Here is a 21,572-nt window from a genome sequence, read left to right as displayed (position 1 = left end):
ATGGCCGTGATCGAAGACGTATTGTCAGGCGTTGATGCCACAGTTGCGAGCATCGGGGCAGACGCATTTGAAATTGTGGCGGGCTCAGTTGTGCCCGTCTTTCAGGTCGCAGCGGTCTTGGTTGTGGCGCTGACAGGGATAAATCTTGCCATTCAAGCCATTCCGATGACCGTACCCAACGGCATCAGCTTGATGCTGCGTATCGTTGTGGTCGCAATTTTCCTCACCAGCTTTAATAATTTCTTCGCGGTATATGATGCGATCACCGAAGCTCCATCGCGGTTTGGGGCCACCATTCTTGAGGCGGTGACGGGTGGCGGCGTCGCGGACCTCTATGACGGGTTGGACAATCTTTACAGCGAAAGCCTCGATGTTGGGAACGCCATAAGCGCCAATGGGTCTTACCTGGCAGGTGCAATTGCTGGCGTCGTGATGTTTTTGATCTCTGCCTTGATGGCCACGATCAGCATTATTGTGATCGCGGCGGCAAAGCTGATGATTGGCGTGCTGATCATCATTGCACCGCTTGCCATTGTGTCGACCATGTTCAAACAGAGCGCGCCCTTCTTTGAGGCCTATGTGAAGCTCGCTTTGGGGTTCGCGCTCGTGCCGATGCTGGCCGCGGCCATGGCCGGATTTACCATCGCCACGGCAGTCGCCGTCACACCGAGCGATATGAGCACGGTGGAAACCATTGGCGATATGGTCAGCTTCATCGTGGTGATGATGCTCGGGGCCGGGCTGATGTTGATGGTTCCGTCTATTGCGCAATCTTTGGCCCAAACAGGCATTGGGCTCGGTGCGATTGCATTCTCAACCTATGCGCAAGGCAAAGCGTTCGGATACGGCGTCGCCTCGACCACAGATTCTAGCGCACGCTTTGCCAGAGGCGCTACCGAACGCGCGATGGGGAAACCCTTGGCACGTGACGCGACAGCGCCGCGACGGGCGGGATTTGCCAGCACCAACACTGTGATTTCACTCGCACAGAGGATGCAAAGAGAATGATTGACCTTACTATTGAGGGGTGTGCGGTTTGAGCGAGCATGGCTTTGATATTGATCTGATCCTTGAACCGCGCCGGAGTGCGCGGCGGGCGTGGATTGTCGCATGGGTGGCTGTTGCTTTGGCGTTTCTGCTTGGGCTTGCTCTGGTCGTGTTGATGCCGCTCAGGACAACAGAGGTGTTCACCGTGCTGGTTGATAAGACAACCGGACAAGCGGAGCGCATCGTACAGGTTCAACCTACCGGTATTCAGGATGAGGAAGCCATCAAGCAGGCGCTGCTAGTCGCCTATGTGACGGATCGTGAGAGCTTTATTCTCGCGGGTATTCAACAAAGGCTGGAAAGCGTCCAGCGGCGGTCAATCGGTTCTGCACAAAGAGCACTCCGCGAACTATGGACCGACAGTGGTGACAACCAAGACTACCCGCCGCGCATTTACGGGCAGGGGGCCGAGGTCACGATCACAGTCAAAGCGATCAACTTCCTGGAGCCGCTGGTTGCACAAGTGCGTTTTGAAAAAACGTTGCGACGGACACGGCAGCAGACTGTCACTCGCGCCTTTGTCGCAACGATTGGATTTGAATTTGAACCGCGGCGGGAACGCCAGCTTCAACGTGTTTGGGAAAACCCCTTGGGGTTTGTTGTCTCAACCTATCGCGTCGATGCGGAAACACTTGGGGAAAACTGAAGATGAACATGTTCAAACTTGGGACAGGCCTGCTGGGTGCCGCACTGATGACGCTTGCGACGGTCTCCTCGGCAGAGCGTGCGCCTCGATCTTTGGGCGCTGATGCCCGTGTCCGCCAAGTGACCTACAGTCCCATTGATGTGATCCGTATCGACACACATCTGCGGGTCAACACTGCGATTGAGCTGGGACGCGGCGAACGTATCAGTCAGGTTTTGCTGGGGGATTCCGAAAGCTACGAAATCGAGGTCCTCTCGAACAGAAACACCGTGTCGGTCAAGCCGGTTGTGCCACGCGCATCAAGCAATATGACGATCTATACCAATCGACGCACATTGTCGTTTTTGCTGACAGAAGGGCGCAGCAACACCCATACGTTCCGCGTGGTGATAGAATATCCAGAAGAGCGCTCTGTGCCACCGACTGCGGCCACAGGCGTGAGGGACATCGGGTATCAATTCGCGGGAGAAGAACCGTTTCGCCCGCTACGTGTCTGGAACGATGGCAGACATACCTATTTCGAGATGCCTCGCGATGTCCGACCAAGTGTGTTCGGTATCAATGGGGCGGGGTTCGAGACAACAGTCAACTCCACAACAAATGGGCGCATCATCAAAGTGGCCGGCGTGCAGTCGGAATACGCCGTGCGTATCGGCGAGCGCGTTGTTTGCATTAGGAGGGTTACCGGTGGTGACACCCGAGACCAGGCAATCGTTTCTGTTCTGAACAGTAAGGAATTCTGAGATGGAGAGTGAGCCGGATTATGAAGTCAAAACGGAAGAGAAATCTGGCATAGGGCGCGCTGGCAAACTAGGTTTGGGCGTAATCTTGGCCGCTGTCATCGGGCTTATTGGGTATCCGATCATCGCCCCCCAGCTGTCATCGGTTCTGGAAACGTCTGAAAGCCAGGAGTTTCAGGATGAGCAGGATGGTAGCAGGTTCGGCCGTGTCGAACCCGGTGAAAATCCCCAAACCCAACAGCCGACCTTTGACATCGGCCCTCTGACCGACCAACTCGACCAGCAACGCGCTGAACTTGAGGGCAGGAATGCAGCACTTGCAGGTCAGGTGGAAGCCCTACAAGCGCAGCTGAAAGGAATTGCTGACGAGGCGGCGGCGGAATCCAACAGTATGGCGCAACAGCTGGCGGATGCGCTGCAACGCGCACAGGCCCAGAATGCTGAAGCCGTTGAGCAGCTAGAAACCAGCTTCCAGAACAGGTTGGCCCAATCAGAGGCCGAGGCAATGGACCGCCAAGCCAGTCAGACGACCCTTCTCGAAGACCTTCAAAAGCAGAACGCTGACTTGGCGGCCTTGGTGGCTGCGGGGACGTCGAATGCGCAGGATGCGGAACTTGAGCGTTTGCGGCTTCAGGCCGAGACAGACCGTCAGAGGCGTGAAGATGAAGCGGCGGCCGCTGCTGCAGCGGAAGAACAACGGACAGCAAGCCAACGGGAACAAGAAAGGCTCGCTGAGCTGCGCGCTGCACGCGCAGCTCAGAATGCTCTGATGGAAGCTCGGATCAAGTCGGATTCCGTTGTTTTTGATGAAGGGTCGTCTGGCGGGTCGGAGGATCAGGCAAACGCGGCTGGCACCAGAGATATTGATCCTCAGTCGGCAGATCAACGAAACAGGGACTTTGTTGCAAACGGCGGCATAGCGGCTGATGTGACCCAAGCAGAAGCGATTGCAAACCCATCCAACACGGTGCTGCAGGGGACGATGATCCAAGCAACATTAGAGAACGCTGTTGATTCAAGCCTACCTGGTGCTGTGACGGCAATGGTGAGTTATCCGGTCTACGCCTTCGACGGGACGCGAGTGTTGATCCCACCTGGATCACTTCTTATCGGCCAATACAGCTCGGACGTATCGCTGGGGCAGGCACGCATTCTTGTAGGCTGGACACGCCTTGTGACCCCCGATGGGCAATCCGTTCAGATCTCCGCCTTCGGGGGTGACGATCAGGGTCGGTCCGGGATCACTGGACGGGTGAACACGCGGTTTGCGCAACGGTTCGGCGGGGCAGCATTGATTTCGCTGATCGGGGCGGCTCCAGCCATCGCGGCCAGTTCAACGTCGAACGAGTTACGCGCCGAGACGGCGGAGAATGTCGCCGATAACTTTTCCAGCGCGACGGCAAGCATTGTGAACGAATATGCAGGGCTTCCGCCAATCATTGCAGTTGAGCAGGGTGCGCAGATCACGGTCATGGTGGACAGAGATCTGGAATTCTACTGATGCCGGGCCCAACGTCGTTTTTGCAAAGCTACCTGGAACCAATCGCAGGTGTCTTGCAGGATCCAGAAATCGTTGAAGTGGCAGTGAACCCGAACGGCAGCGTCTGGATCGAGCGCCAAGGCGGTGAGTTCATGATTGAGCATCAGGCTCACAAGTTTGCAGCTGAAGAGGCCAATAATCTTGGGATGTCGATCGCCTCAGCGGTCGGAGCGCAGTTTTCTGAGAAAAAACCAATCTTCTCTGGAAAGGTCATCTTTGAGGATAGGCCATTGCGCGCGCAGGTGGTCTCGTCCCCCGTGGTCGAGGGCGGCACGGCCATCACACTGCGGTCCTACAGCCAGAGAAAGGTTTCCTTGGAGAAAGCGGTTCTGTTGCACGGCAAGCTCGTCGATCTTGATGCCATACGCAAAGAGCGGGCCGAGAAAGTGTCGCAATGCGCAGGGCTTGGTGACATTGCCGGCGCAATGTCGGTTTGTGTCGAAGATCGGCTGAACATTCTGGTTTCAGGTGGAACATCGACAGGGAAGACGACATTTGCGCGGGGTCTCCTAGATCTTGTGTCCAAAAATGAGCGTATTGTTACGATCGAAGATGCTTACGAGCTGTTTCCAGATCAGAAGAATTCTGTCTGCTTGAAAGCCAGCAGAAGCGGAGCAGGGGAGACAACACCGGCCAAGCTACTTGAGGGCACCCTTCGGATGCGGCCTGATCGGATTATCCTCGGGGAAATTCGCGGCGAAGAAAGCAAGACGTTTCTAGATGCTATAAACACAGGCCATGGCGGATCATTTACAACCATCCACGCGGATACCGCACCCAAAGCAATCGACCGGTTAGCACTCATGATTATGTCTGTGGGAATTAACATGACTTTCGAAGAAGTGCGTCGCTACTGTGCGTCTAGTATCGACGTTGTCATTCAACTGGGACGCATCGCAGGCAAGCGCGGTGTAGTTGAACTTTACTTGCCAGGGATGGAGGCTGTTTAGGACGGCGGCTAAGTTCCAAAAATTCCTGTTATCGTAACTAGCCGAGCTCTATTGTTCCCGTGGCTCAGCCTTTTCAGGCCAACCAGAGCACTGTTGTAGGCGCGGCGGGGCAGAGGTGCTAAGGTGTACTTTCGCTGCACCAATGGCGGACCGGACACTCGCTGCGCTGTGTATGAACTCACACTCTGCAGACAAAGCAACCGTCATGTTGTTGCTAGTTTGCTGCCATAGTCTAGAGTTGTCTTATGGTAGTTTATCTTGCTCTCAACCTGTCAATTGCGGCCTGCATTTCAAGCCTGATCTTGTTGACGTTCGCCACTGTGGAGATGATAAATCCAGGCTTCAAGTTTTGGCCGCCACCAAAGAACGAACCGTGGAAGAAAATATTGTTCATGACGCTTTTTCGGATCATGGTTTATGGATTGGTTATCGCTTCCATCATCTATCTTTGGCAGGATGGGCTGCAATCTTCGACGTCAGTAAACATAGCCGCTATCATTTTTCTTTTGTGTGGATTTATTATCGCCTTCTGGGCGACGGGGGCGCTCGGGTGGGCAAACGCTTTTGGGTCAAAAGAAGGTTTGAGGACAGACGGAATATTCGCATATTCACGCAACCCGATTTACATCGCCACATGGTTTGGGCTTGCAGGATGGGCGCTTCTTGTACCTACCCCATTCATAGCTGCAACGCTGTGTTTCTGGGCGTTGCTCTATCTGGTAGCCATCTTTCTCGAAGAACGTTGGCTACTTGAGGAATATGGCGAACCATTTACCGAATTCTGCCGTAAAGTTCGAAGGTTCTTTTGACACCTTCGCTGCGCACCGCACGAACGACCGGTCTCCGCCTTTGGAACGAATTGCATGAGTTTTGCACCAGCTCAGACTAGCCTTGAAAACAAGGTCACTGAGGCGGTGCAAATTTCAGGTGCATAATTAGCGTAAGGTGCGTGAGGGTGCCGCACTTAACATCGGAGGATCCTCAGGCAGTTCTTTCAAGCTCTCGGGCCTACCAGTTTTGGCCCATGTACCTCTTGCTAGTCTTCAAACTCGATGCAGGTGTATTGATAGCCACGCCCAGAATAGTCGAAATACTGACTTTCCTGCGCAGCCCGATGCTCGTTCCAAGAAGTTCCAGAGTCCTGTTGGAGTTCGCATCTCTCGCCACTCACTTGCGCTGATAGTGCATGTGATCCCGTTGGTAATTCATCTCCAAACCGATACGCTGTCATGAACGGAGCTGACTTGCTCTTACAGCCCCAGATGATCATTCCATCACGCGACACTATGAAAGCGGTTGGTTTGCTAGATACTCCAACAAATCTCAAAGCGCTGGCTTGAAGGGAGCATTCAAAGCGATTTCCGATCTCACACAAGGATGCCGTGTTCCATCCGATACAACTGAACTCGGCTCTCAGCAGATTGGCAGGCATGAGGAGCCATGACGCAAAAACGTTTGCCTCATTTTCCACCTCATCTTGGAAGTTATTCAGCGTCTCGTGACTGTCTTCAAAGCAATCTCGCACATTCCGATGACACATGAAGTGTCCTAGCTCATGAGCGTAAGTGAAGCGTTGGCGGCGCTTGTTCTCAATCTCAGAGTTCAGCAAAATCGTCCACTTTTCTGTGTTCTTTGTTTTTACCAGACACCCTTCAAAAGAGTCATAGCCATCAATCTTGGTTTTCAGCTCTCCGCTAAAATCGCTATTCTGGAGTGCGCCATCGATCAGCGCTGAAATATCCAGGGGGTAAGTGTTTGGGCCGTGGTCCTGCCAAAGCCGTGTAAGGCGGTTCGCCTCCTTAATTGGAGGTCTACTAATCTTCGTCGTCAAAACCTGAAGCTATCCTTTCAATTGTACGCTTGTCACTTTCAGACAGCTTTTTGAATTTTCTGAAAAAAGCGTCTTCAACCTGCCCGACGTGCCTGTCTGAGGGTTCCATCTGCGTATCATCCAAAAAATACTCTGGGGATTCACTGAAGTGGTTAGCAATCTTAAGCAAAAGCTCTGCAGATGGCTTGGCATGCTCTTTGTTCTCAAGTTGCCAGACATAAGCCTTCGAAGACCCAATAACAGTTGCCAGCTCTTCAAGGGTCAAATTTTTGGACGTCCGCAATTTTCGGAGCTTTGCGCCAAATTTTTCGGCCATAGGAAATTTCTCTCTAACTTCAGTTGACAGAAGTATAGCGATGACTATATCAGAGCTCAAGTGTAGCGTTCGCTATACTTAATTAAACCTATATGGAGCACTACAAATGACAGAGACCTGCAAAGCCTCAAATGGCGATAAATGGGAAATCTACAAAGACGCGGCAAACCAATGGCGCTGGCGTCGTACGGCATCAAATGGCAACGTCGTTGGCGCGGCTACTGAGGGCTATGTCAACAAATCCGATTGCATCGCAAATGCGCAACGCAACGGAATGACATGCACGCCGTCGTAACAACGGGCTACGCGGCTACCTCCCAGTCGCGTAGCACTTCTCTTGCGGTATATATCGTTTTGTATTGTTAATTCTGATCAGTTGGAGACCAAGATGCCTAAGACCATATTGATATTCTCGGATGGAACGGGGCAGGTTGGTGGGCTGAGGCCAGATCAACGGTTGTCGAATATTTACAAGATGTACCGAGCGATGCGGCCGGGTCCAAATTCTTCAATTTCACCTATGGAACAGGTCGCGTTCTATGACCCAGGACTTGGAGCCGGTGAAGCTGGTGGGTTAACTTTCAAACGCACGCGAAACTTTTTCGCGTCTGCTGTTGGCAGCGGGATCGACGAGAATATCATCGATTGTTACGAGGCCATTATTGCGAACTACGAAGAGGGTGATCGGGTTTGCCTGTTTGGCTTTAGTCGTGGCGCATACACGGTTCGATGTGTGGCCAACGTGATGAATCTGTGCGGTGTCCCCACCAGAATGGCGGATGGCAGTGCAGTCCCAACTAACGGGCCAAGGCTTCGTAAAATCGCTGAAGATGCAGTCAAATATGTTTATAATCATGGCGCAGGTAAAGACCGTAGAACGTATTTTCCTGAGCGGGAAGCCAAAGCGGAGCGGTTCCGGAACAAGTATCATTCGAACGGCACGGGCATGGACGGCGAGTCTCAGGGCAACGTTCAGCCCGATTTCGTCGGCGTTTTTGATACCGTGGCAGCCCTTGGTTCACGTAAAGCCCAATGGGTCACAATGGCAGGTGGTTTGATGCTTTGGGCGACCACTGCCGTCGGTTGGTGGAATGATTGGACATGGTTGTTGACCGTCCCACTCACGGCGATGTCTTTGATTGCCCTTTACTGGGTGGTAGTGACCACAAAAAGCCAGATTAAGTATTTTCGTGAGGTGCCCGGTGGGCGGATAACATCGTGGCATTTTGCTTCATGGAATTTAAAGAATTATGATAAGTTTCTCGATAATCTGGTGCGCTTTGCCCGCCATGCCATTTCAATCGACGAAAATCGTAAGAGCTTTCCCCGTGTTGGATGGGGGCATAAAGACGACTATCGGAAAAATGCGCATTTGAACCCAGCTTGGTTGGAGCAGGTTTGGTTCAGTGGCAATCATTCAGATATCGGCGGTAGTTATCCTGAATCAGAGTCTCGGCTTTCAGATGTAGCACTGCAATGGATGATTGATGAATTCCAGCAAGCAGTTCCAGAAGTGCATATCCAAAAAGAGCTGCTTGTAACTTCACCAGACGTGAAAGGACTGCAGCATGACGAGGTGTTAAGTACAGCCCAGATGTGGCCAAGATTCATACCTGATTGGCTTCGACGTAAACTTACGTGGTCGGCGAAGACCCGACGGGTTCATGTAGATGCGAAATTGCACCCGACAGTATTTGAACGCTTAGACGCAGACGAGGTGCCTCACATTAACGAATCCAAAGCTTATCGGCCCGCAAACCTTAAGGGACACAGCAAAGCAGGAAGCTTTCTCGACTGAGTGGCCATGCGTCCGAAAAGGCTGACTTGATATGGTCAGTAGACTTGGCAATGCGGCACGTCTGGTTTGCCCCTTCCAAGACTTGCGCGTTAGGATAGGGAGTTCCCAAAATGGTAAGCAAAAATCTCAGGTTCCGAACTGAACCTTTTGTATTCCCGCTGCTCGTTGATGACGTAGAATTTCGCTGGTGTTCGTGAAAAGGCACCGATGTGCATCAGATGAAATCACGAAGTGATCGTCGGTATCGTAGTGCGCCTTTATCTGGCCAAGTCTTTCGAAATTCGAAGCATAGCGTGTGTTCTTCGGATCGTTAGCTCGTTGTCGATAGCGTCTGAGTTATGCGCTGTGCCCTGCATGCAGAAGTTTATAATGAGAGATGGTTGGGCGAGATGATCCGCAGTTTTGAGTAACAAGCATCATTGACTTAACGCAATTTTTTCCATACTAAATCCCTCATAACGCAATACTGTAGAATCGGAGCAACCATGGGCGATTTTGTGAAGACCCGCTTTCCTGTCGCCATTTATCGCGGCCTTATAATTGATCTTGAGGATCGCCTGCGTGGCGAGGCACTCAAGGCACATCGGATGATCCAAGATCACTCCGGCCTTGATCAACTTCGCGGACGGCGGCTTGAAGGAATGTCGCGCTTCCACATGATGGAAAAGGGTTTTCAGGAAGTTTGCGAACTCCACGGAGGCGCTTTACTTGCAGGCGGAATCATTCCCGGCACGGACTTTAAGGTTTTTCAGCCATTTATGCGTTTCGAGCATGCGAGCCAAGGTTTCATTATTGGCCTTGCTGCCATGCCAGAACCAAGCAAACTGCCTACCAAAAACAAATCAAGGTTGGCCGGGGTGACCCTAAATTACCATATCTCGCCACATTTCGACCTTGACGGCAAAGGCCCTAAAGCTGGGGATATTTGTATTTTGTTTCTCTTTTCTCGCGACCGTGAACAGGCTGGGAAAATAGAGGAACTTGCCATTGGCGTAGTGGATTCAAATTACGATCAATATCTATTTTATGAACGGATCGATCAGTACCTTGCGGACGACGGTGACGTTTCGGAATCCAGCTCGCCATTCCCGACGCCCCCAGCGTTGCCTTCCAGCGGCGCTGTCCGCCTGAAAAGCACAATGAAGACCTTTATGCCGCCCGAAACGCCATCTTTGGATGACGAAGAAGACGGCAAGGCATAGCTGGTGCGATAAGCACCGACGGGAGAGAATGATGCGAGTGGGAACACCTGGCTTTGTGCCAGAACGTTTAGTTGAAGCCCGCGCAGCGCGGCGGATTCAAAGCATGAAAGAACTGGCGCGTATTTTGGGCGTAAATCCGAGTTCTGTGTCGCGTTGGGAAACAGGGAAGCAAGCCCCTGAAGCAGAAGCATTGTCCGAGTTGGCTAAAGCACTGCGGGTGAGACGAGAGTTTTTCCTTCGGCCTGTATTCGATAGCTCGAGGCCCATGTTTTACCGTAAATTGGCCAGCACACTGAAGCGTGACCGCGAGTATCAAAAATCCCAGGTGAACTGGCTACATGAGATAAGCGATGTCTTACAGCATTACGTGGACTATCCCGAACTGGACATTCCTGACATGCTCGGCGGCTCTAGTTATAAGCAGCTCCGAGATGAGGACATTGAGGATATTGCTGGCGACTTGCGGACTCATTGGCAGTTGGGGCAGGGGCCATGCACCAATGTTGTAGCGGTTCTAGAAAAGATTGGGTGCGTTGTCGGTTCAATTGAAATGGGAACGTCGAAACTCGACGGTGTATGTAGCTGGTCAAAGGCTGAAGACAGGCCACACATCCTATTGGCATCTGACAAAATGAATCTACCACGCAGACAAATGGATGCGGCGCATGAACTTGGTCACGCAGTCCTTCACAAAGGTGTTAGCGCCGGTTCTTTGCGTGATGATCTGAAAGAAATCGAACGGCAAGCATTCCGGTTCGCAAGCGCCTTTCTGATGCCACAAACCACTTATGTACCTGAAGTTCCGAATTTCTCCCTTGCTGGACTGCTGTCACTGAAAGAGCGCTGGCGCGTTTCGGTAAAGGCACAGATCAAACGCCTGCTCGACCTTGAGATCATCCCCCCAGACCACGGCACCCAGCTTTACAAAACATATTCTGCCAAAGGTTGGAGTAGACAAGAACCTATGGACAGGGAATGGGCTGTTACAAAACCACGTATGCTACGCGATGCGCTTTACTTGATAGTAGATTCCGGAACGCGCACGAAGGAAGACTTGCTATCGGTCGAATTCACCATGCATCCGGGCGACATTGAAAACATTGCCAATCTGCCATCTGGCTGGTTTACAAAGAACACAGGCGATGTGGTGCCTTTGACACTGAAACCCGCTACTCCGCGCGGAACAGAGCCCCCTGCAGGCGGCTCTGTCATCTCATTTTTCCGACGCGAACAACCTTGAGGGGATAAGACGTGCGTGTATCCATCGACGTTTTGGAGGAGGACTTGGATGGCGACTACGGATCAGTGCCGGGGCTTATTATTACATGCTCCCGATGCCGCCACTCGGTTGAGGTCTTTGGAACGGAAGAAAGTTCCTTAAAACGCGGAGCAGTCATGATGCGTGATGAATGTCCTTTTGACGAGGCCAATTTCTACGAAGCCTAAGCCAATTTCGGCGGAGGTCACGCTGAGCCCAGCGGATATAAAAATTATTTGAGGGCTTCCTAAACTGAATATTGATTGAGTATCGAAGGACATTGGAATGGCATTACCCTCAAACTACCGGTGGATTGTGGTCGGCAATCTGGCAATCAGGAATCGTGCAAACGCCCCGCATTATGCACCGGCATTCGAAATAGGTGACTTGCTAGCGGCGCTAACGGATCGGATTGCCCGTGAGGATGTACATCGTCCATATGCGAAAAATTCGCGGCTGATGTGGTGTGCTGATCTGGCTGAAGATGACGATTACTACCGGATGATCCTTCAGGTTGGAGACAAAAACGTAACTGGGGTTTCATTCCTACATTTCGAAACCAAGGAAACACGAGACATTGAAAAGGATGAAGATGAAGGTGGTCACTATGCTGCCCACATTCTGATAAAGAAGACGGGCGATCAGTTTGGGCGGCATTTGATCTTGATCGAGAAGGTGCCAGGCATTTACCTATCTTCGGTCAAGGATCATCTGACTTGGGTTTGTAAGAGCGCGCTATACGAAAAAGAGGCTCAGGATGATGACGGTGAATCTAAGCGGTTTCGGCCAGTCTTCGAGATTGATGGTCATCAATCCAAGACTATCCGTGAGGCGTTGAGGACGGGGACGCTTCAGGACATTGAGTTCATTGGACACGAAGAAAATCACGAAGATGGGTTGGATGAAGATCCAATTGTGGAAGAGATCGTCCATGAAGCAGGGTGGGAGGTGAAAAAACGTGTCACCGAAGACCAAGCGCAAACGATTTTTGGACGTATTGGCGGATTCTTGGGTGGCTTCAGAGGTGGTGCTGATGACACGCAGATTTTTGTTAGGATCAAGGCTGCAAATGGCCAAATCAAACGAACTGAAGTGCACCACAACGGCGATGAAATTCTTGAACAGGCATTTGTGCAGAACGAAATCGTCAATGAATTCGACCCCCCCCCTAACGCAACGCTATGAGGCGTTCCGCCAAGACATGGTTGAGAAGATGATCGCAGTCGCCGACGCAGTGGGCGGTTGAAATGGCCCTTCAGAAACATACCAAGGTCTTCACCGTATTCTCGTTCTTACGTCTCCGAAGCGCTGATATTTTTTGGTATCAATGGATTTATCCGTCTATCTTTTTCGCCGTGACCTTTGGTGGCTTCCTATTCTGGGGCCATCAGTTCGTTAGTTTTGATCAGTCGAAGTTGATTGGAGATGTCAACGCCTTGATGGGCATTTTAGTCGGGTTCTATATTGCAGCCTTGGCAGCAGTTTCGAGCTTTGCAAATGAGAACCTAGATCAAATCATGAGGGGCAGAGCCCCAACCCTTACATCTGTTCGCAAGGGCAATGAAATCAAAGAGACGCTGACCAGACGGCGGTTTCTGGCAATCATTTTCGGATACTGCGCCACCCTGGCAATCATCCTTTATGTCTTTGGAGTGCTTCAAGTCCATTTGACGGTAACGCAACCAGCCGCGCTTTGGGCGCAAACCATCATGAGTGTAGTAGGATATATTGCTTGGGCGATTTATTTATGGATAATCTCTAGTTTGCTTGTCGTGACCCTTCCAGGACTCCACTACCTTGTTGAGCGCATGCACCGAGCATAAATCACAACTTGTGTGGGCTCTCGCGCCCTGCAAAAACGACCGCTGGTTCATCTAGAATTAAATTTCCGACAGATGCGGTCATTTACCGGATGAAAGCAACGTCAGTACTGATTATCCGTGATATCGATTTAGGGAGACGCGATTTTGAAGGTACGCATTAAGAAAATCGCAGGGAACTGGGAAGATGGCTATGCTCTCGATAAGCATACTGCCAGTAGCACATTCACCGGCCACAACGAACAAGGTTATGCGACGTTTGACACTGTCAGAACAGAAGCAGGCGAGGCAGTTTACCAGCTCAAGTACAGGCAGGATTTCGATCAAGTCCAGCCGCTGGCAAAAGCCGTCATCAAGTACATCCTCCCTCATTTGGGTAAGATCGGCTTGGTGGTCCCTGCTCCAGCCTCAAATGCACGCAACCGGCAACCCGTTCATGAGGTCGCGGCAGCGATTGCAGAACGTATCAAGGCACCTTTTTTCGACGACATGATCATCAAGTCAGCAGTAGCCGCAAACTCAAACTCGCTTAAGAATATGAGTACTAAGGAAGAAAAAGAAGAGACCTTAAGGGGCCGTTTCCTTCTCCAAAAAAGGATCGGCAACGATGGAACTTGGAATGCTTTGATAGTGGATGATCTCTATCATTCTGGGGCAACAATGGAGGCTGTTTGTGAACTACTTTCGGGCTATAGTAAGATCGGAAATGTATACGTGGCCGCCCTGACATGGAGATAACGATGCAGACAGTATTCATCGCAGGTTCAATCAAGATCAAGCGCCTTCATCCGCTGTTCGTAGAGCGTATCGCAAACATTGTCCGCGAAGGAATGCCGGTTATCGTCGGCGACGCGAACGGGGCGGACGCATCGATCCAAGCCGAACTTCTTGCTCAATCTGCATCAGATGTGACTGTGTTCTGCACTGGTGAAATGCCAAGGAACAACCTTGGCGACTGGAAGGTCCACCGAGTTAAGTCTTCGGCCCAACCTGGAACCAGAGCCTATTTCACTGCCAAAGATATCGAAATGGCTGAACGTGCAGAGTTTGGTCTGATGCTTTGGGACGCTGCCAGCACAGGCACATTAAGCAATGTTTTCGAGCTGTTATCACAGGGTAAAAAGAGTGTCGTTTTTGTGAATAGAGAAACAAAATTCCTGAACGTGAAGCAGGGTGGTGATGTTCTCGATCTGGTAAGCTTCATGAGTGACGGTGCGAGAAAGACAGCTGATCGGAAGATACGTCTTGGCGAGCGTGTCAGTCAGTTGGCTGGTATTCAATCTAATATGGCTATCTGACTCACTTAAATTTCCAGCAATCTGGCTTCCACTTTCAGGCGAGGGTGACACCTCTACTTGCTCATGTCGGACTTTCACGGAGAATCTTATCGTCTGATCAAAGTCGCATAATATTCAATATGTGAAAATTTGATCCGTAAAGCGATGACCTACCGGGGCAGGGACCAGTTGTCACATTTGGCGTAGTCTTTCAAGGTGGCCGTTCATTCATGTTGCAGCTAATGCCGGGTGAGAGCCCTCTTTGACCGATGCTGAACGTTGGATGAATGGCGGCTTTTGAGGTCAGGTCCAAAAAACAATTAGGCCAAGCGCCGAGCAAACAAAACAGAACTGACTGTAGACATAGTGTCTTGACCTACTACCCACTTTCTACCAGTAGTAATTCAGATGGTTTCCAGCCGCTGAACATGCGTCTGGGATGAAAAGGGAATACGGTAAGGAAGAGCTGCTAAGCGCCGAAACCGTAACTGCCCCCGCAACTGTGAGCGGTGAGTGACCCCGATGAACACCACTGAGCCTTAGGCTTGGGAAGGTTCGGGCGAACGCTGATCCGTAAGTCAGGAGACCTGCCATCAACGACACCAATAGGTGCCGTAAATGTAACTCAACCCAGACGGGGTGTCTGGTTAGGAGATCATGATGGCGACACGGAAATTCCCGTGCTTTAAAACATGTCTGCCCTGCGCCCCGCATATTCGCGGAGGGCGATATGATCACGCACCAAAACCACAAGATAACCGTCTGCACACCCTGCAGGCATAAAGGCACGGACTGCCGCCCAGGATTCGAGTTGATCGAAAAGCTAGGAGCCGCAATTGCAGCGGCTGGGGATACGATCTCCGAAGATTTCGAAATATCGGGTGTGGCCTGCATGGCGGGCTGCGATCGGCTCTGCACGGTCGCCTATCATGGCAGCCGCAAAGCGACCTATTTGTTCGGCGATGTCGACCCAAAAGTGGACATCAACGATCTTGTCACCTTCGCACGGCAGTATGCCCACTTATACGACGGTTGGTGTTCTTCGGTAGATCGTCCAGGCAAGCTACGTAAATCCACACTTGCAAGGGTGCCCTCTGCGATGATCGCAATGGAAGCCAGTGACGTGCGCGCATCATGAACGCCGCTGATCTTGAGGTGAACGGTGTGAGTTGGGCACCGACCAATTCGGGCCAACCAGTGCTGCACCCCACAACCTTCAGCGTTGCTGCGGGAAGGGTTTTGGGTGTGGTGGGGCCGAATGGTGCGGGAAAATCTACTTTGCTGCGGCTTCTCTATCGGTTTCAACACCCCAAGACAGGGCAGGTTCGCGTGGGCGGACAAGACATCTGGTCCATGTCGGCTCGTGACGCCGCCAGGCGGACCGCAGCAGTCTTGCAGGAACAGGCTTCGGCATTCGGACTGACCGTTCAAGAGATCGTGCAACTGGGCAGAACACCGCATCGGTCAGGCTTTGCCGCATCGGGGGCGAGCGACGAGAAAGTTGTTGATTACGTCTTGGACACCCTTGGTTTGCACCCCTTGGCGCACCGTGACTTTGGCACATTGTCCGGCGGTGAACGCCAGCGCGTAATGGTGGCGCGGGCTTTGGCCCAGGAACCTCAGGTCTTGATCCTTGATGAACCGACGAACCATCTTGATGTGCGCCACCAGCTTGAAGTCGTGTCGCTGATTCGCAGTTTGGGCATGACCATCGTGGTGTCGCTGCATGACCTGAACATGGCTGTGAGCGTTTGTGATGATGTGCTTGTCCTCAAAGACGGGCATCCACAAGGCTTTGGTACGCCGCAAACGTTACTGACCGACACCCTCGTTTCGAACACGTTTCGCGTTGATGCGCGGCGTGAAACCCTTGCCCCCAGCGGGGCCCCTCATTTCACATTTAACCTTCCAGATTGAAAAGGAACCTTAATATGAAACTTACACTAACAACACTGGCAGCCCTTTTGATGGCAGGGTCTTCTATCGCCCAAACCACCGTGCAAAGCTGTAACCGCGTCGTGACGTTCGATGCCCCACCACAGGCCGCCATTTCCAACGATGTGAACCTGACCGAAATGATGCTGGTCCTTGGCCTTGCAGATAACATGGTTGGCTACACTGGAATATCCGGTTGGAAGACGTTGGACGAAGACATGACCGCCGGTGTCGAAGAATTGCCCGAGCTATCGGCGAAATACCCGTCCAAAGAAGTGTTGATCGGGGCTGATGCGGACTTCTTCTTTGCGGGCTGGAATTATGGCATGAGGGTTGGCGGCGAAGTGACACCAGAGACCTTGGCCCCCTTCGGCATCCAAGTTTATGAGCTGACCGAAAGCTGCGTCCACGTCGGCGAAAAAGACGCGGCATCTATGGACGACATGTATAATGATCTGCACAATCTGGGTGCGATCTTTGATGTATCCGACCGCGCTGAGGCGTTGATCGAAAGCTACCAGATGGCACTGCAAACATTCCTCGCCGACCTACCCGCGCTGGAAACTGCTCCACGGGTGTTTGTCTATGACAGCGGTGAAGACGCGCCGTTCACGGCAGGGGCATACGCTATGCCAAATGCCCTGATCGAGGCCGCAGGCGGTACCAACATCATGAACGACTTTGAAAAAAGCTGGGCAACTGTCGGCTGGGAGGCAGTGGTCGAGCGTAACCCTGAGTTCATCGTGATCGTGAACTATGGCGAGGTCACAGCAGATCAAAAGCGCGAATTCATGATGTCCAATCCTGCGTTCGCGGATATCGACGCGGTGCGCAATGATCGGTTCGTGGTGCTTGAATATGTCGAAGCAACGCCTGGGCCGCGCAACATCGAAGCCGTCAAAACACTTGCCGCTGCATTTCGGGCTGAGTGATCTGACATGACCCAAAAACAGCAATCGATACACTCTCCCAGACCATCCCGCGATCTTTGGATCACCGGCATCTTTGGCGTGCTGGCACTTTTGGGATCGTTGTCGATTGCTGTAAGCGTCGGGGCCATCGCGGTCCCTTTGGAAACCGTCTGCGGCATTTTGATCAACAAGATTGCCCCAGACACGATTGCCGTTGATTGGTCTAAGGGCCGCGAGGCTATCGTTTGGGATATCCGGTTCCCGCGCGCCATCCTCGCCTGTTTTGTCGGGGCGGGGTTGGCAATCGTCGGGGCCAGCCTTCAGGCGGTGACGCGCAATCCACTGGCGGACCCGCATCTTTTGGGGATTTCAGCAGGTGGCGCATTCGGGGCAATATTGGCGCTGTTGCACACAGGGTTGTTCATAGGGCTTTTGACCGTTCCATTGTTGGCGTTTATCGGTTCGCTTGGAGCGACACTCATCGTTCTGGCCGTTTCGCAATTTGCAGCCGCAACCAGTGCGGATAGGCTGGTGTTGGCGGGCGTGGCTGTGTCGTTCATCGTGATGTCGGCGGCGAACGTTTTGATCTTTCTGGGTGACCCACGAGCCACACACACCGTGGTTTTCTGGATGTTGGGCGGCCTTGGTTTGGCGCAATGGGATCAACTAATTTACCCAGCAGTGGTCCTAGTAGGTTGCGGAACCTATCTGTGGCTTAAATCAGAAACCCTGAACGCCATGACAGTCGGGGACGAAACCGCCACCACGCTCGGTATTCCCGTCGCCCGTTTCAGGCTGTCGGTCTTTGTCATCGGGGCGTTGATCACCGGCGTCATGGTCGCGTTCTCTGGCATCATCGGGTTCGTCGGCCTCATGATTCCGCACATCGTGCGCCTCTTAGTCGGAGGCGACTACCGCCGCCTTATACCTATCTCTGCATTGTGCGGGGCCGTATTCCTCGTTTGGGCAGATATCATCGCACGGACCATCATGGCCCCAGACGACATGCCCATCGGGATTGTCACGGGTCTGGTCGGCGGGGTATTTTTCGTTTGGTTGCTGCGACGGCGAATACGATGAGAGCGACGTGTTGCTTTGAACGGCAATGACGATTACAGGCCTTCGGCCTCAAACAGCCAAGGTTGGCTTTGTCCGCATCTTACCAGTTCGTGCGCCCCGCAGCGAAGGTCGGCTCACCACAGTTTGCCTTTGTGGCTGGACACGGAAAGATCCGAGGACAGGGGGCTAGAATTTTACCCTTTGTGCTCTAGAATTTCCATATGGCACCAAAGACAACACTGAACGCGGATAACCTTGCAGCACTTGGCGCTGAGCGTCTGGCTGATCTTCTGCTTGAGATCACCAAAGGCAATGCGGGCGCTAAGCGACGGCTCAGGCTCGAACTGGCGGGCGAAGCAGGGACGGGGGATGTTGCACGGGAAATTCGTAAGCGGCTTTCGGCGATTGCGCGGTCGCGGTCGTTTGTCGACTGGCAGGGGCGGAACGCCTTTGCGGCCGATCTGGATATGCAACGGCAAGCCATCGTTGGTCAAGTTGGGCCAACAGACCCTCAAGCCGCATTTGAACTGATCTGGCGGTTCGTCGCCCTTGCTAATGGGGTTTATGAGCGGTGCGATGACAGCACAGGCCGGGTACAATCGGTGTTTCACACGGCCTGCGAGGATCTGATTGATCTTTCTGAAGCGGTCGATCCGGATTCGATTGTTCTAGCCGACCTTTTGCTCACGGCTTTGCCTGATGATGACTATGGGCACTATCCCGCGTTAATCTCAGGTTTGGCACCCATGCTGGGGACGGAGGGTCTGCAGCACCTCCGGGCTGGCATTGCCGCGTTGGACGAAGATATGTCCGAGAATTACGCGCTGCGCATGGCGCTTGAAGAGATTGCGGATGCTGAGGGCGATACCGACGCCTATATCGCCCAGCAAAGTGATCTAGCGAGTAAATCATTCAGAGGTGCTGCAGAAATCGCCCAACGTCTTATGGCGTCGGGGCGGCTTGAAGAGGCCTGGGCGGCGATTAACGCGCCCGACGATGATGATCGCGGATGGATTCCTTACGAATGGGAAGCGACCCGGATCAATGTGATGGAGGCGATGGGGCGAAAGGATGCGGCGCGGGCGTTCATGTGGACCTGTTTTGCACGTAGCTTGAACGCGGACCACCTGCGCGCATGGCTCGCTGGACTGCCAGATTTTGAAGACGTCGCGGCGGAGGAGCAAGCCCTTGAGCACGCACAGGGCTTTCAAAGCTTCACAACGGCGCTGCATTTCTTGATGACATGGCCCGCGTTTGCACAGGCGGCAGTCCTGATCACCAATCGCGCCGCCGAAATCGACGGGAACCATTACGAGCTTCTCGGACCAGCCTCCGAGGTGCTTGAAGAGAAGTATCCGCTCGCCGCGATGCTTCTCAAGCGCGGCCTGATCGACTTTGCGCTTAAGAATGGCCGGGTCAAACGCTACCCCCACGCCGCGCGCCACTTGCGCGAGTGCAAGAACCTTGCCGCAAGGATTGAAGACTTTGTACCGTTTGAAACACATGAGGCTTACGTTGCAGGCTTAAGGTCTGTTCATGGGAAGAAGACATCGTTTTGGGGGCCGGGGATGTGATAGCCAGAGTGCCACTAGGTCGTGTTCTTATTTTGTTCTTAAGCGCATAATGATACTTATGTTAAATATTGACAGTTTTGGACATCTTTTTTGAATGGTTTTTCATTCAGCCGCAACTAAATCCGCCGTGTCGACAACGCCGTTTCTACTTACGAGTGCCACGCCAGCCACCGCTAGACCGATACCGAAAATTACTGCGGCACTTAGCGTTTCATTATAAAACAGAACGCCCATGGTTAGTCCGAAGAAGGGAACAAGGAAACTAAAGGCATTGGCCTGACTTAATGCGACTTCGGACAACACGGACATCCACAACACGTAGACCAAAGCGGACCCAAGTACAGACAGGGTGATCAGGACCACGATGAAGGAAATAGACCAGTCAATCGCCAGCGGCGTTTCAGTGGATGCCGAGAGGATCGCAAGCGGAACCGCCCCAATTAGAAACTGCCATCCGATTGTCATCAATGGGTCTACCGTGGCGGCGATCCGTTTCAAAACAATATTGCTGACAGTGATGCCAAGTGCTGCAAGCACGATGTAACTGACACCGATGATATAGTTGGATTGCGTCCCAGCAAAAAGGCCTGGCGCTGCAATCATGACAATACCGGAAAAACCTAACGAAAGGCCAACTTTGCCCCGAAGTGTTAACCGTTCGCCAAGGACGACACCTGCAAGGCCCGCAGCGAGCAACGGTTGACTATTGGCAATGACGGTCGCGATCCCGGGTGAGACCAATTCAGCTGCGTGAAACATGCCGAGAAACCCCAGGCTGGTTGCCCCAAGGCCAATTAAAGCAAGCGTCAACCATGTGCGAACACCTTTCGGGCTTGGCCGTCCAAGGGCCATAGCAAGACCAACTAGAATAAGTCCGGCAATGAGCGCACGTAGCGTCGCAAACGCAAGGTGCGGCGCGAATTTTATGCCGATCGTCAGCAGTGGGAAGCATGCAGCCCAAAGTATCATTGCCAACAGAATCTTCGCTAAAATGATGGCGCGCATACAAACTTCCTAAGTGATAGCGGGATTTCTTTTGGGTAGACCCAAGGGAGATCCTCAGCGTCGCTGTTTTGGGTTTGATTTGTACCGTTAATATTGTCGTCCAGTGTCAAATCTTAGGATACATCAATGTTCATCCTGTCGATCCGTTTCGGGGGCCGCGTTAGTTTTGGACACTTCATCAGGTTTCTTTTTGCCGTGCCCACCATGTCCGTGACCGAACAAGTGCATGGCAATCATGCCACCGCCGAAGAGAACGAGAAACCAGTTTTCTGCGAGCCATTGCATGAGTTTTCTTTCTGTTTGAAGTTTTCGAAATGGTGGGCTGATCTCAGCGCCTTTGCCGTGCGGAAAAGTAGTTGAACAACGGGCCAAAGATGAGGGCAACGAACCAGCCATAGGCAAAGGCTTCGATGAGTCCTAGGCCAAAGCTTGACCAACTAATCCAAGTGACCCACGGAAATAGCGGCAGCCATGCCTTAAACATTGTGGCTCCGGTAAAGATAAGTCCGAATGCCACGCAGATTGCAAAGGTGATTGCAAAAAATGCACCAAGACTCCATCCGAGCGCCTTGACGGGTATTTGGGGGGTGGTGGCAATGGTCATAACATCTCTCCTTCTGTGCAGCGCTTAGTGTCCGATGGACAGGATAAGCGCTTTCAGTA

The 21,572-nt window shown here is 52.5% G+C and carries 24 protein-coding genes and 1 riboswitch; of the genes, 19 read left to right on the top strand and 5 right to left on the bottom strand.

All coding sequences use genetic code 11. The annotated features are described in order from the left end of the window. The 6 genes from AADJ11_RS18245 (at position 1) to AADJ11_RS18220 (ending at position 5,732) form a co-directional block, all read left to right on the top strand. On the top strand, positions 1-1,008 hold the full coding sequence (locus tag AADJ11_RS18245; protein ID WP_341235863.1) for a type IV secretion system protein: 1,008 nt from the start codon (positions 1-3) through the stop codon (positions 1,006-1,008). 28 nt (positions 1,009-1,036) lie between these two features. Next, the gene (locus AADJ11_RS18240) at positions 1,037-1,693 is read left to right on the top strand and encodes a type IV secretion system protein (RefSeq protein ID WP_341235862.1); all 657 of its coding nucleotides are present in this window, start codon (positions 1,037-1,039) and stop codon (positions 1,691-1,693) included. Between the two features lie 2 nt (positions 1,694-1,695). After that, positions 1,696-2,436, top strand: coding sequence for a TrbG/VirB9 family P-type conjugative transfer protein (locus AADJ11_RS18235; RefSeq protein ID WP_341235861.1), 741 nt, complete (start codon positions 1,696-1,698; stop codon positions 2,434-2,436). 1 nt (position 2,437) lies between these two features. Continuing rightward, positions 2,438-3,934 (top strand): TrbI/VirB10 family protein, encoded by a 1,497-nt coding sequence (locus AADJ11_RS18230; RefSeq protein ID WP_341235860.1) that lies wholly within the window; start codon positions 2,438-2,440, stop codon positions 3,932-3,934. Next, the gene (locus AADJ11_RS18225) at positions 3,934-4,923 is read left to right on the top strand and encodes an ATPase, T2SS/T4P/T4SS family (protein WP_341235859.1); all 990 of its coding nucleotides are present in this window, start codon (positions 3,934-3,936) and stop codon (positions 4,921-4,923) included. The genes AADJ11_RS18230 and AADJ11_RS18225 overlap by 1 nt, the downstream gene beginning before the upstream one ends. A gap of 245 nt (positions 4,924-5,168) precedes the next feature. Next, a complete protein-coding gene (locus tag AADJ11_RS18220) occupies positions 5,169-5,732 on the top strand; it encodes an isoprenylcysteine carboxylmethyltransferase family protein (protein WP_341235858.1) in 564 nt (187 codons plus the stop codon). Between the two features lie 227 nt (positions 5,733-5,959). Here the strand turns inward: AADJ11_RS18220 and AADJ11_RS18215 are convergent, their stop codons facing one another. Further along, positions 5,960-6,754, bottom strand: a complete 795-nt coding sequence (locus AADJ11_RS18215) for an ImmA/IrrE family metallo-endopeptidase (protein ID WP_341235857.1) — start codon at positions 6,752-6,754, stop codon at positions 5,960-5,962. Continuing rightward, positions 6,738-7,070 carry a helix-turn-helix transcriptional regulator gene (locus AADJ11_RS18210; protein WP_341235856.1) on the bottom strand — a complete coding sequence of 111 codons (333 nt, stop codon included), beginning with the start codon at positions 7,068-7,070 and terminating at the stop codon, positions 6,738-6,740. The genes AADJ11_RS18215 and AADJ11_RS18210 overlap by 17 nt, the downstream gene beginning before the upstream one ends. Before the next feature lie 106 nt (positions 7,071-7,176). Between AADJ11_RS18210 and AADJ11_RS18205 the strand changes: the two genes are divergently transcribed. The 13 genes from AADJ11_RS18205 (at position 7,177) to AADJ11_RS18145 (ending at position 19,904) form a co-directional block, all read left to right on the top strand. Further along, on the top strand, positions 7,177-7,365 hold the full coding sequence (locus AADJ11_RS18205; protein WP_341235855.1) for a DUF1508 domain-containing protein: 189 nt from the start codon (positions 7,177-7,179) through the stop codon (positions 7,363-7,365). Between the two features lie 93 nt (positions 7,366-7,458). Next, a complete protein-coding gene (locus tag AADJ11_RS18200) occupies positions 7,459-8,868 on the top strand; it encodes a DUF2235 domain-containing protein (RefSeq protein WP_341235854.1) in 1,410 nt (469 codons plus the stop codon). A 485-nt stretch (positions 8,869-9,353) separates the two neighbouring features. Further along, positions 9,354-10,070 (top strand): hypothetical protein, encoded by a 717-nt coding sequence (locus tag AADJ11_RS18195; RefSeq protein WP_341235853.1) that lies wholly within the window; start codon positions 9,354-9,356, stop codon positions 10,068-10,070. After that, positions 10,045-11,310: an XRE family transcriptional regulator gene (locus tag AADJ11_RS18190; protein ID WP_341235852.1), complete on the top strand. Its 1,266-nt coding sequence runs from the start codon at positions 10,045-10,047 to the stop codon at positions 11,308-11,310. The genes AADJ11_RS18195 and AADJ11_RS18190 overlap by 26 nt, the downstream gene beginning before the upstream one ends. Before the next feature lie 303 nt (positions 11,311-11,613). Beyond that, positions 11,614-12,513, top strand: a complete 900-nt coding sequence (locus tag AADJ11_RS18185; RefSeq protein ID WP_341235851.1) for a hypothetical protein — start codon at positions 11,614-11,616, stop codon at positions 12,511-12,513. A gap of 62 nt (positions 12,514-12,575) precedes the next feature. Beyond that, complete coding sequence (locus AADJ11_RS18180) at positions 12,576-13,151, top strand: hypothetical protein (protein WP_341235850.1); 576 nt, start codon at positions 12,576-12,578, stop codon at positions 13,149-13,151. A gap of 144 nt (positions 13,152-13,295) precedes the next feature. After that, on the top strand, positions 13,296-13,886 hold the full coding sequence (locus AADJ11_RS18175; protein ID WP_341235849.1) for a ComF family protein: 591 nt from the start codon (positions 13,296-13,298) through the stop codon (positions 13,884-13,886). A 2-nt stretch (positions 13,887-13,888) separates the two neighbouring features. Next, positions 13,889-14,446, top strand: a complete 558-nt coding sequence (locus AADJ11_RS18170; protein ID WP_341235848.1) for a hypothetical protein — start codon at positions 13,889-13,891, stop codon at positions 14,444-14,446. Between the two features lie 371 nt (positions 14,447-14,817). Continuing rightward, positions 14,818-15,035, top strand: a riboswitch (cobalamin riboswitch). Between the two features lie 120 nt (positions 15,036-15,155). Beyond that, positions 15,156-15,563: a DUF1636 domain-containing protein gene (locus tag AADJ11_RS18165; protein ID WP_341235847.1), complete on the top strand. Its 408-nt coding sequence runs from the start codon at positions 15,156-15,158 to the stop codon at positions 15,561-15,563. Further along, positions 15,560-16,342: an ABC transporter ATP-binding protein gene (locus AADJ11_RS18160; protein ID WP_341235846.1), complete on the top strand. Its 783-nt coding sequence runs from the start codon at positions 15,560-15,562 to the stop codon at positions 16,340-16,342. The genes AADJ11_RS18165 and AADJ11_RS18160 overlap by 4 nt, the downstream gene beginning before the upstream one ends. Before the next feature lie 14 nt (positions 16,343-16,356). After that, a complete protein-coding gene (locus tag AADJ11_RS18155; RefSeq protein ID WP_341235845.1) occupies positions 16,357-17,292 on the top strand; it encodes an ABC transporter substrate-binding protein in 936 nt (311 codons plus the stop codon). Between the two features lie 6 nt (positions 17,293-17,298). Beyond that, on the top strand, positions 17,299-18,351 hold the full coding sequence (locus AADJ11_RS18150) for an iron ABC transporter permease (RefSeq protein WP_341235844.1): 1,053 nt from the start codon (positions 17,299-17,301) through the stop codon (positions 18,349-18,351). 200 nt (positions 18,352-18,551) lie between these two features. Further along, positions 18,552-19,904, top strand: coding sequence for a DUF6880 family protein (locus AADJ11_RS18145; protein ID WP_341235843.1), 1,353 nt, complete (start codon positions 18,552-18,554; stop codon positions 19,902-19,904). Positions 19,905-20,006: 102 nt separating this feature from the next. On the opposite strand, the gene AADJ11_RS18140 is transcribed toward AADJ11_RS18145, so the two are convergent. The 3 genes from AADJ11_RS18140 to AADJ11_RS18130 form a co-directional block, all read right to left on the bottom strand. After that, positions 20,007-20,909: a DMT family transporter gene (locus AADJ11_RS18140; RefSeq protein WP_341235842.1), complete on the bottom strand. Its 903-nt coding sequence runs from the start codon at positions 20,907-20,909 to the stop codon at positions 20,007-20,009. Positions 20,910-21,032: 123 nt separating this feature from the next. Beyond that, complete coding sequence (locus AADJ11_RS18135; protein WP_203243566.1) at positions 21,033-21,194, bottom strand: hypothetical protein; 162 nt, start codon at positions 21,192-21,194, stop codon at positions 21,033-21,035. A 43-nt stretch (positions 21,195-21,237) separates the two neighbouring features. Continuing rightward, the gene (locus tag AADJ11_RS18130) at positions 21,238-21,513 is read right to left on the bottom strand and encodes a DUF5676 family membrane protein (RefSeq protein ID WP_188678666.1); all 276 of its coding nucleotides are present in this window, start codon (positions 21,511-21,513) and stop codon (positions 21,238-21,240) included. Positions 21,514-21,572 lie beyond the last annotated feature (59 nt).

Source organism: uncultured Sulfitobacter sp., assembly GCF_964021855.1.
Lineage (GTDB): Bacteria > Pseudomonadota > Alphaproteobacteria > Rhodobacterales > Rhodobacteraceae > Sulfitobacter.
The sequence above is the reverse complement of the archived record's forward strand: the minus strand, read 5'-3'. Positions and strand labels throughout refer to the sequence as shown.

Coding starts and splice junctions, on each gene's coding strand:
- AADJ11_RS18245 (WP_341235863.1), top strand. CDS start 1: ATGGCCGTGATCGAAGACGTATTGTCAGGCGTTGATGCCACAGTTGCG.
- AADJ11_RS18235 (WP_341235861.1), top strand. CDS start 1,696: ATGAACATGTTCAAACTTGGGACAGGCCTGCTGGGTGCCGCACTGATG.
- AADJ11_RS18230 (WP_341235860.1), top strand. CDS start 2,438: ATGGAGAGTGAGCCGGATTATGAAGTCAAAACGGAAGAGAAATCTGGC.
- AADJ11_RS18225 (WP_341235859.1), top strand. CDS start 3,934: ATGCCGGGCCCAACGTCGTTTTTGCAAAGCTACCTGGAACCAATCGCA.
- AADJ11_RS18220 (WP_341235858.1), top strand. CDS start 5,169: ATGGTAGTTTATCTTGCTCTCAACCTGTCAATTGCGGCCTGCATTTCA.
- AADJ11_RS18210 (WP_341235856.1), bottom strand. CDS start 7,070: ATGGCCGAAAAATTTGGCGCAAAGCTCCGAAAATTGCGGACGTCCAAA.
- AADJ11_RS18205 (WP_341235855.1), top strand. CDS start 7,177: ATGACAGAGACCTGCAAAGCCTCAAATGGCGATAAATGGGAAATCTAC.
- AADJ11_RS18200 (WP_341235854.1), top strand. CDS start 7,459: ATGCCTAAGACCATATTGATATTCTCGGATGGAACGGGGCAGGTTGGT.
- AADJ11_RS18195 (WP_341235853.1), top strand. CDS start 9,354: ATGGGCGATTTTGTGAAGACCCGCTTTCCTGTCGCCATTTATCGCGGC.
- AADJ11_RS18190 (WP_341235852.1), top strand. CDS start 10,045: ATGACGAAGAAGACGGCAAGGCATAGCTGGTGCGATAAGCACCGACGG.
- AADJ11_RS18185 (WP_341235851.1), top strand. CDS start 11,614: ATGGCATTACCCTCAAACTACCGGTGGATTGTGGTCGGCAATCTGGCA.
- AADJ11_RS18180 (WP_341235850.1), top strand. CDS start 12,576: ATGGCCCTTCAGAAACATACCAAGGTCTTCACCGTATTCTCGTTCTTA.
- AADJ11_RS18170 (WP_341235848.1), top strand. CDS start 13,889: ATGCAGACAGTATTCATCGCAGGTTCAATCAAGATCAAGCGCCTTCAT.
- AADJ11_RS18165 (WP_341235847.1), top strand. CDS start 15,156: ATGATCACGCACCAAAACCACAAGATAACCGTCTGCACACCCTGCAGG.
- AADJ11_RS18160 (WP_341235846.1), top strand. CDS start 15,560: ATGAACGCCGCTGATCTTGAGGTGAACGGTGTGAGTTGGGCACCGACC.
- AADJ11_RS18155 (WP_341235845.1), top strand. CDS start 16,357: ATGAAACTTACACTAACAACACTGGCAGCCCTTTTGATGGCAGGGTCT.
- AADJ11_RS18150 (WP_341235844.1), top strand. CDS start 17,299: ATGACCCAAAAACAGCAATCGATACACTCTCCCAGACCATCCCGCGAT.
- AADJ11_RS18145 (WP_341235843.1), top strand. CDS start 18,552: ATGGCACCAAAGACAACACTGAACGCGGATAACCTTGCAGCACTTGGC.
- AADJ11_RS18140 (WP_341235842.1), bottom strand. CDS start 20,909: ATGCGCGCCATCATTTTAGCGAAGATTCTGTTGGCAATGATACTTTGG.
- AADJ11_RS18135 (WP_203243566.1), bottom strand. CDS start 21,194: ATGCAATGGCTCGCAGAAAACTGGTTTCTCGTTCTCTTCGGCGGTGGC.
- AADJ11_RS18130 (WP_188678666.1), bottom strand. CDS start 21,513: ATGACCATTGCCACCACCCCCCAAATACCCGTCAAGGCGCTCGGATGG.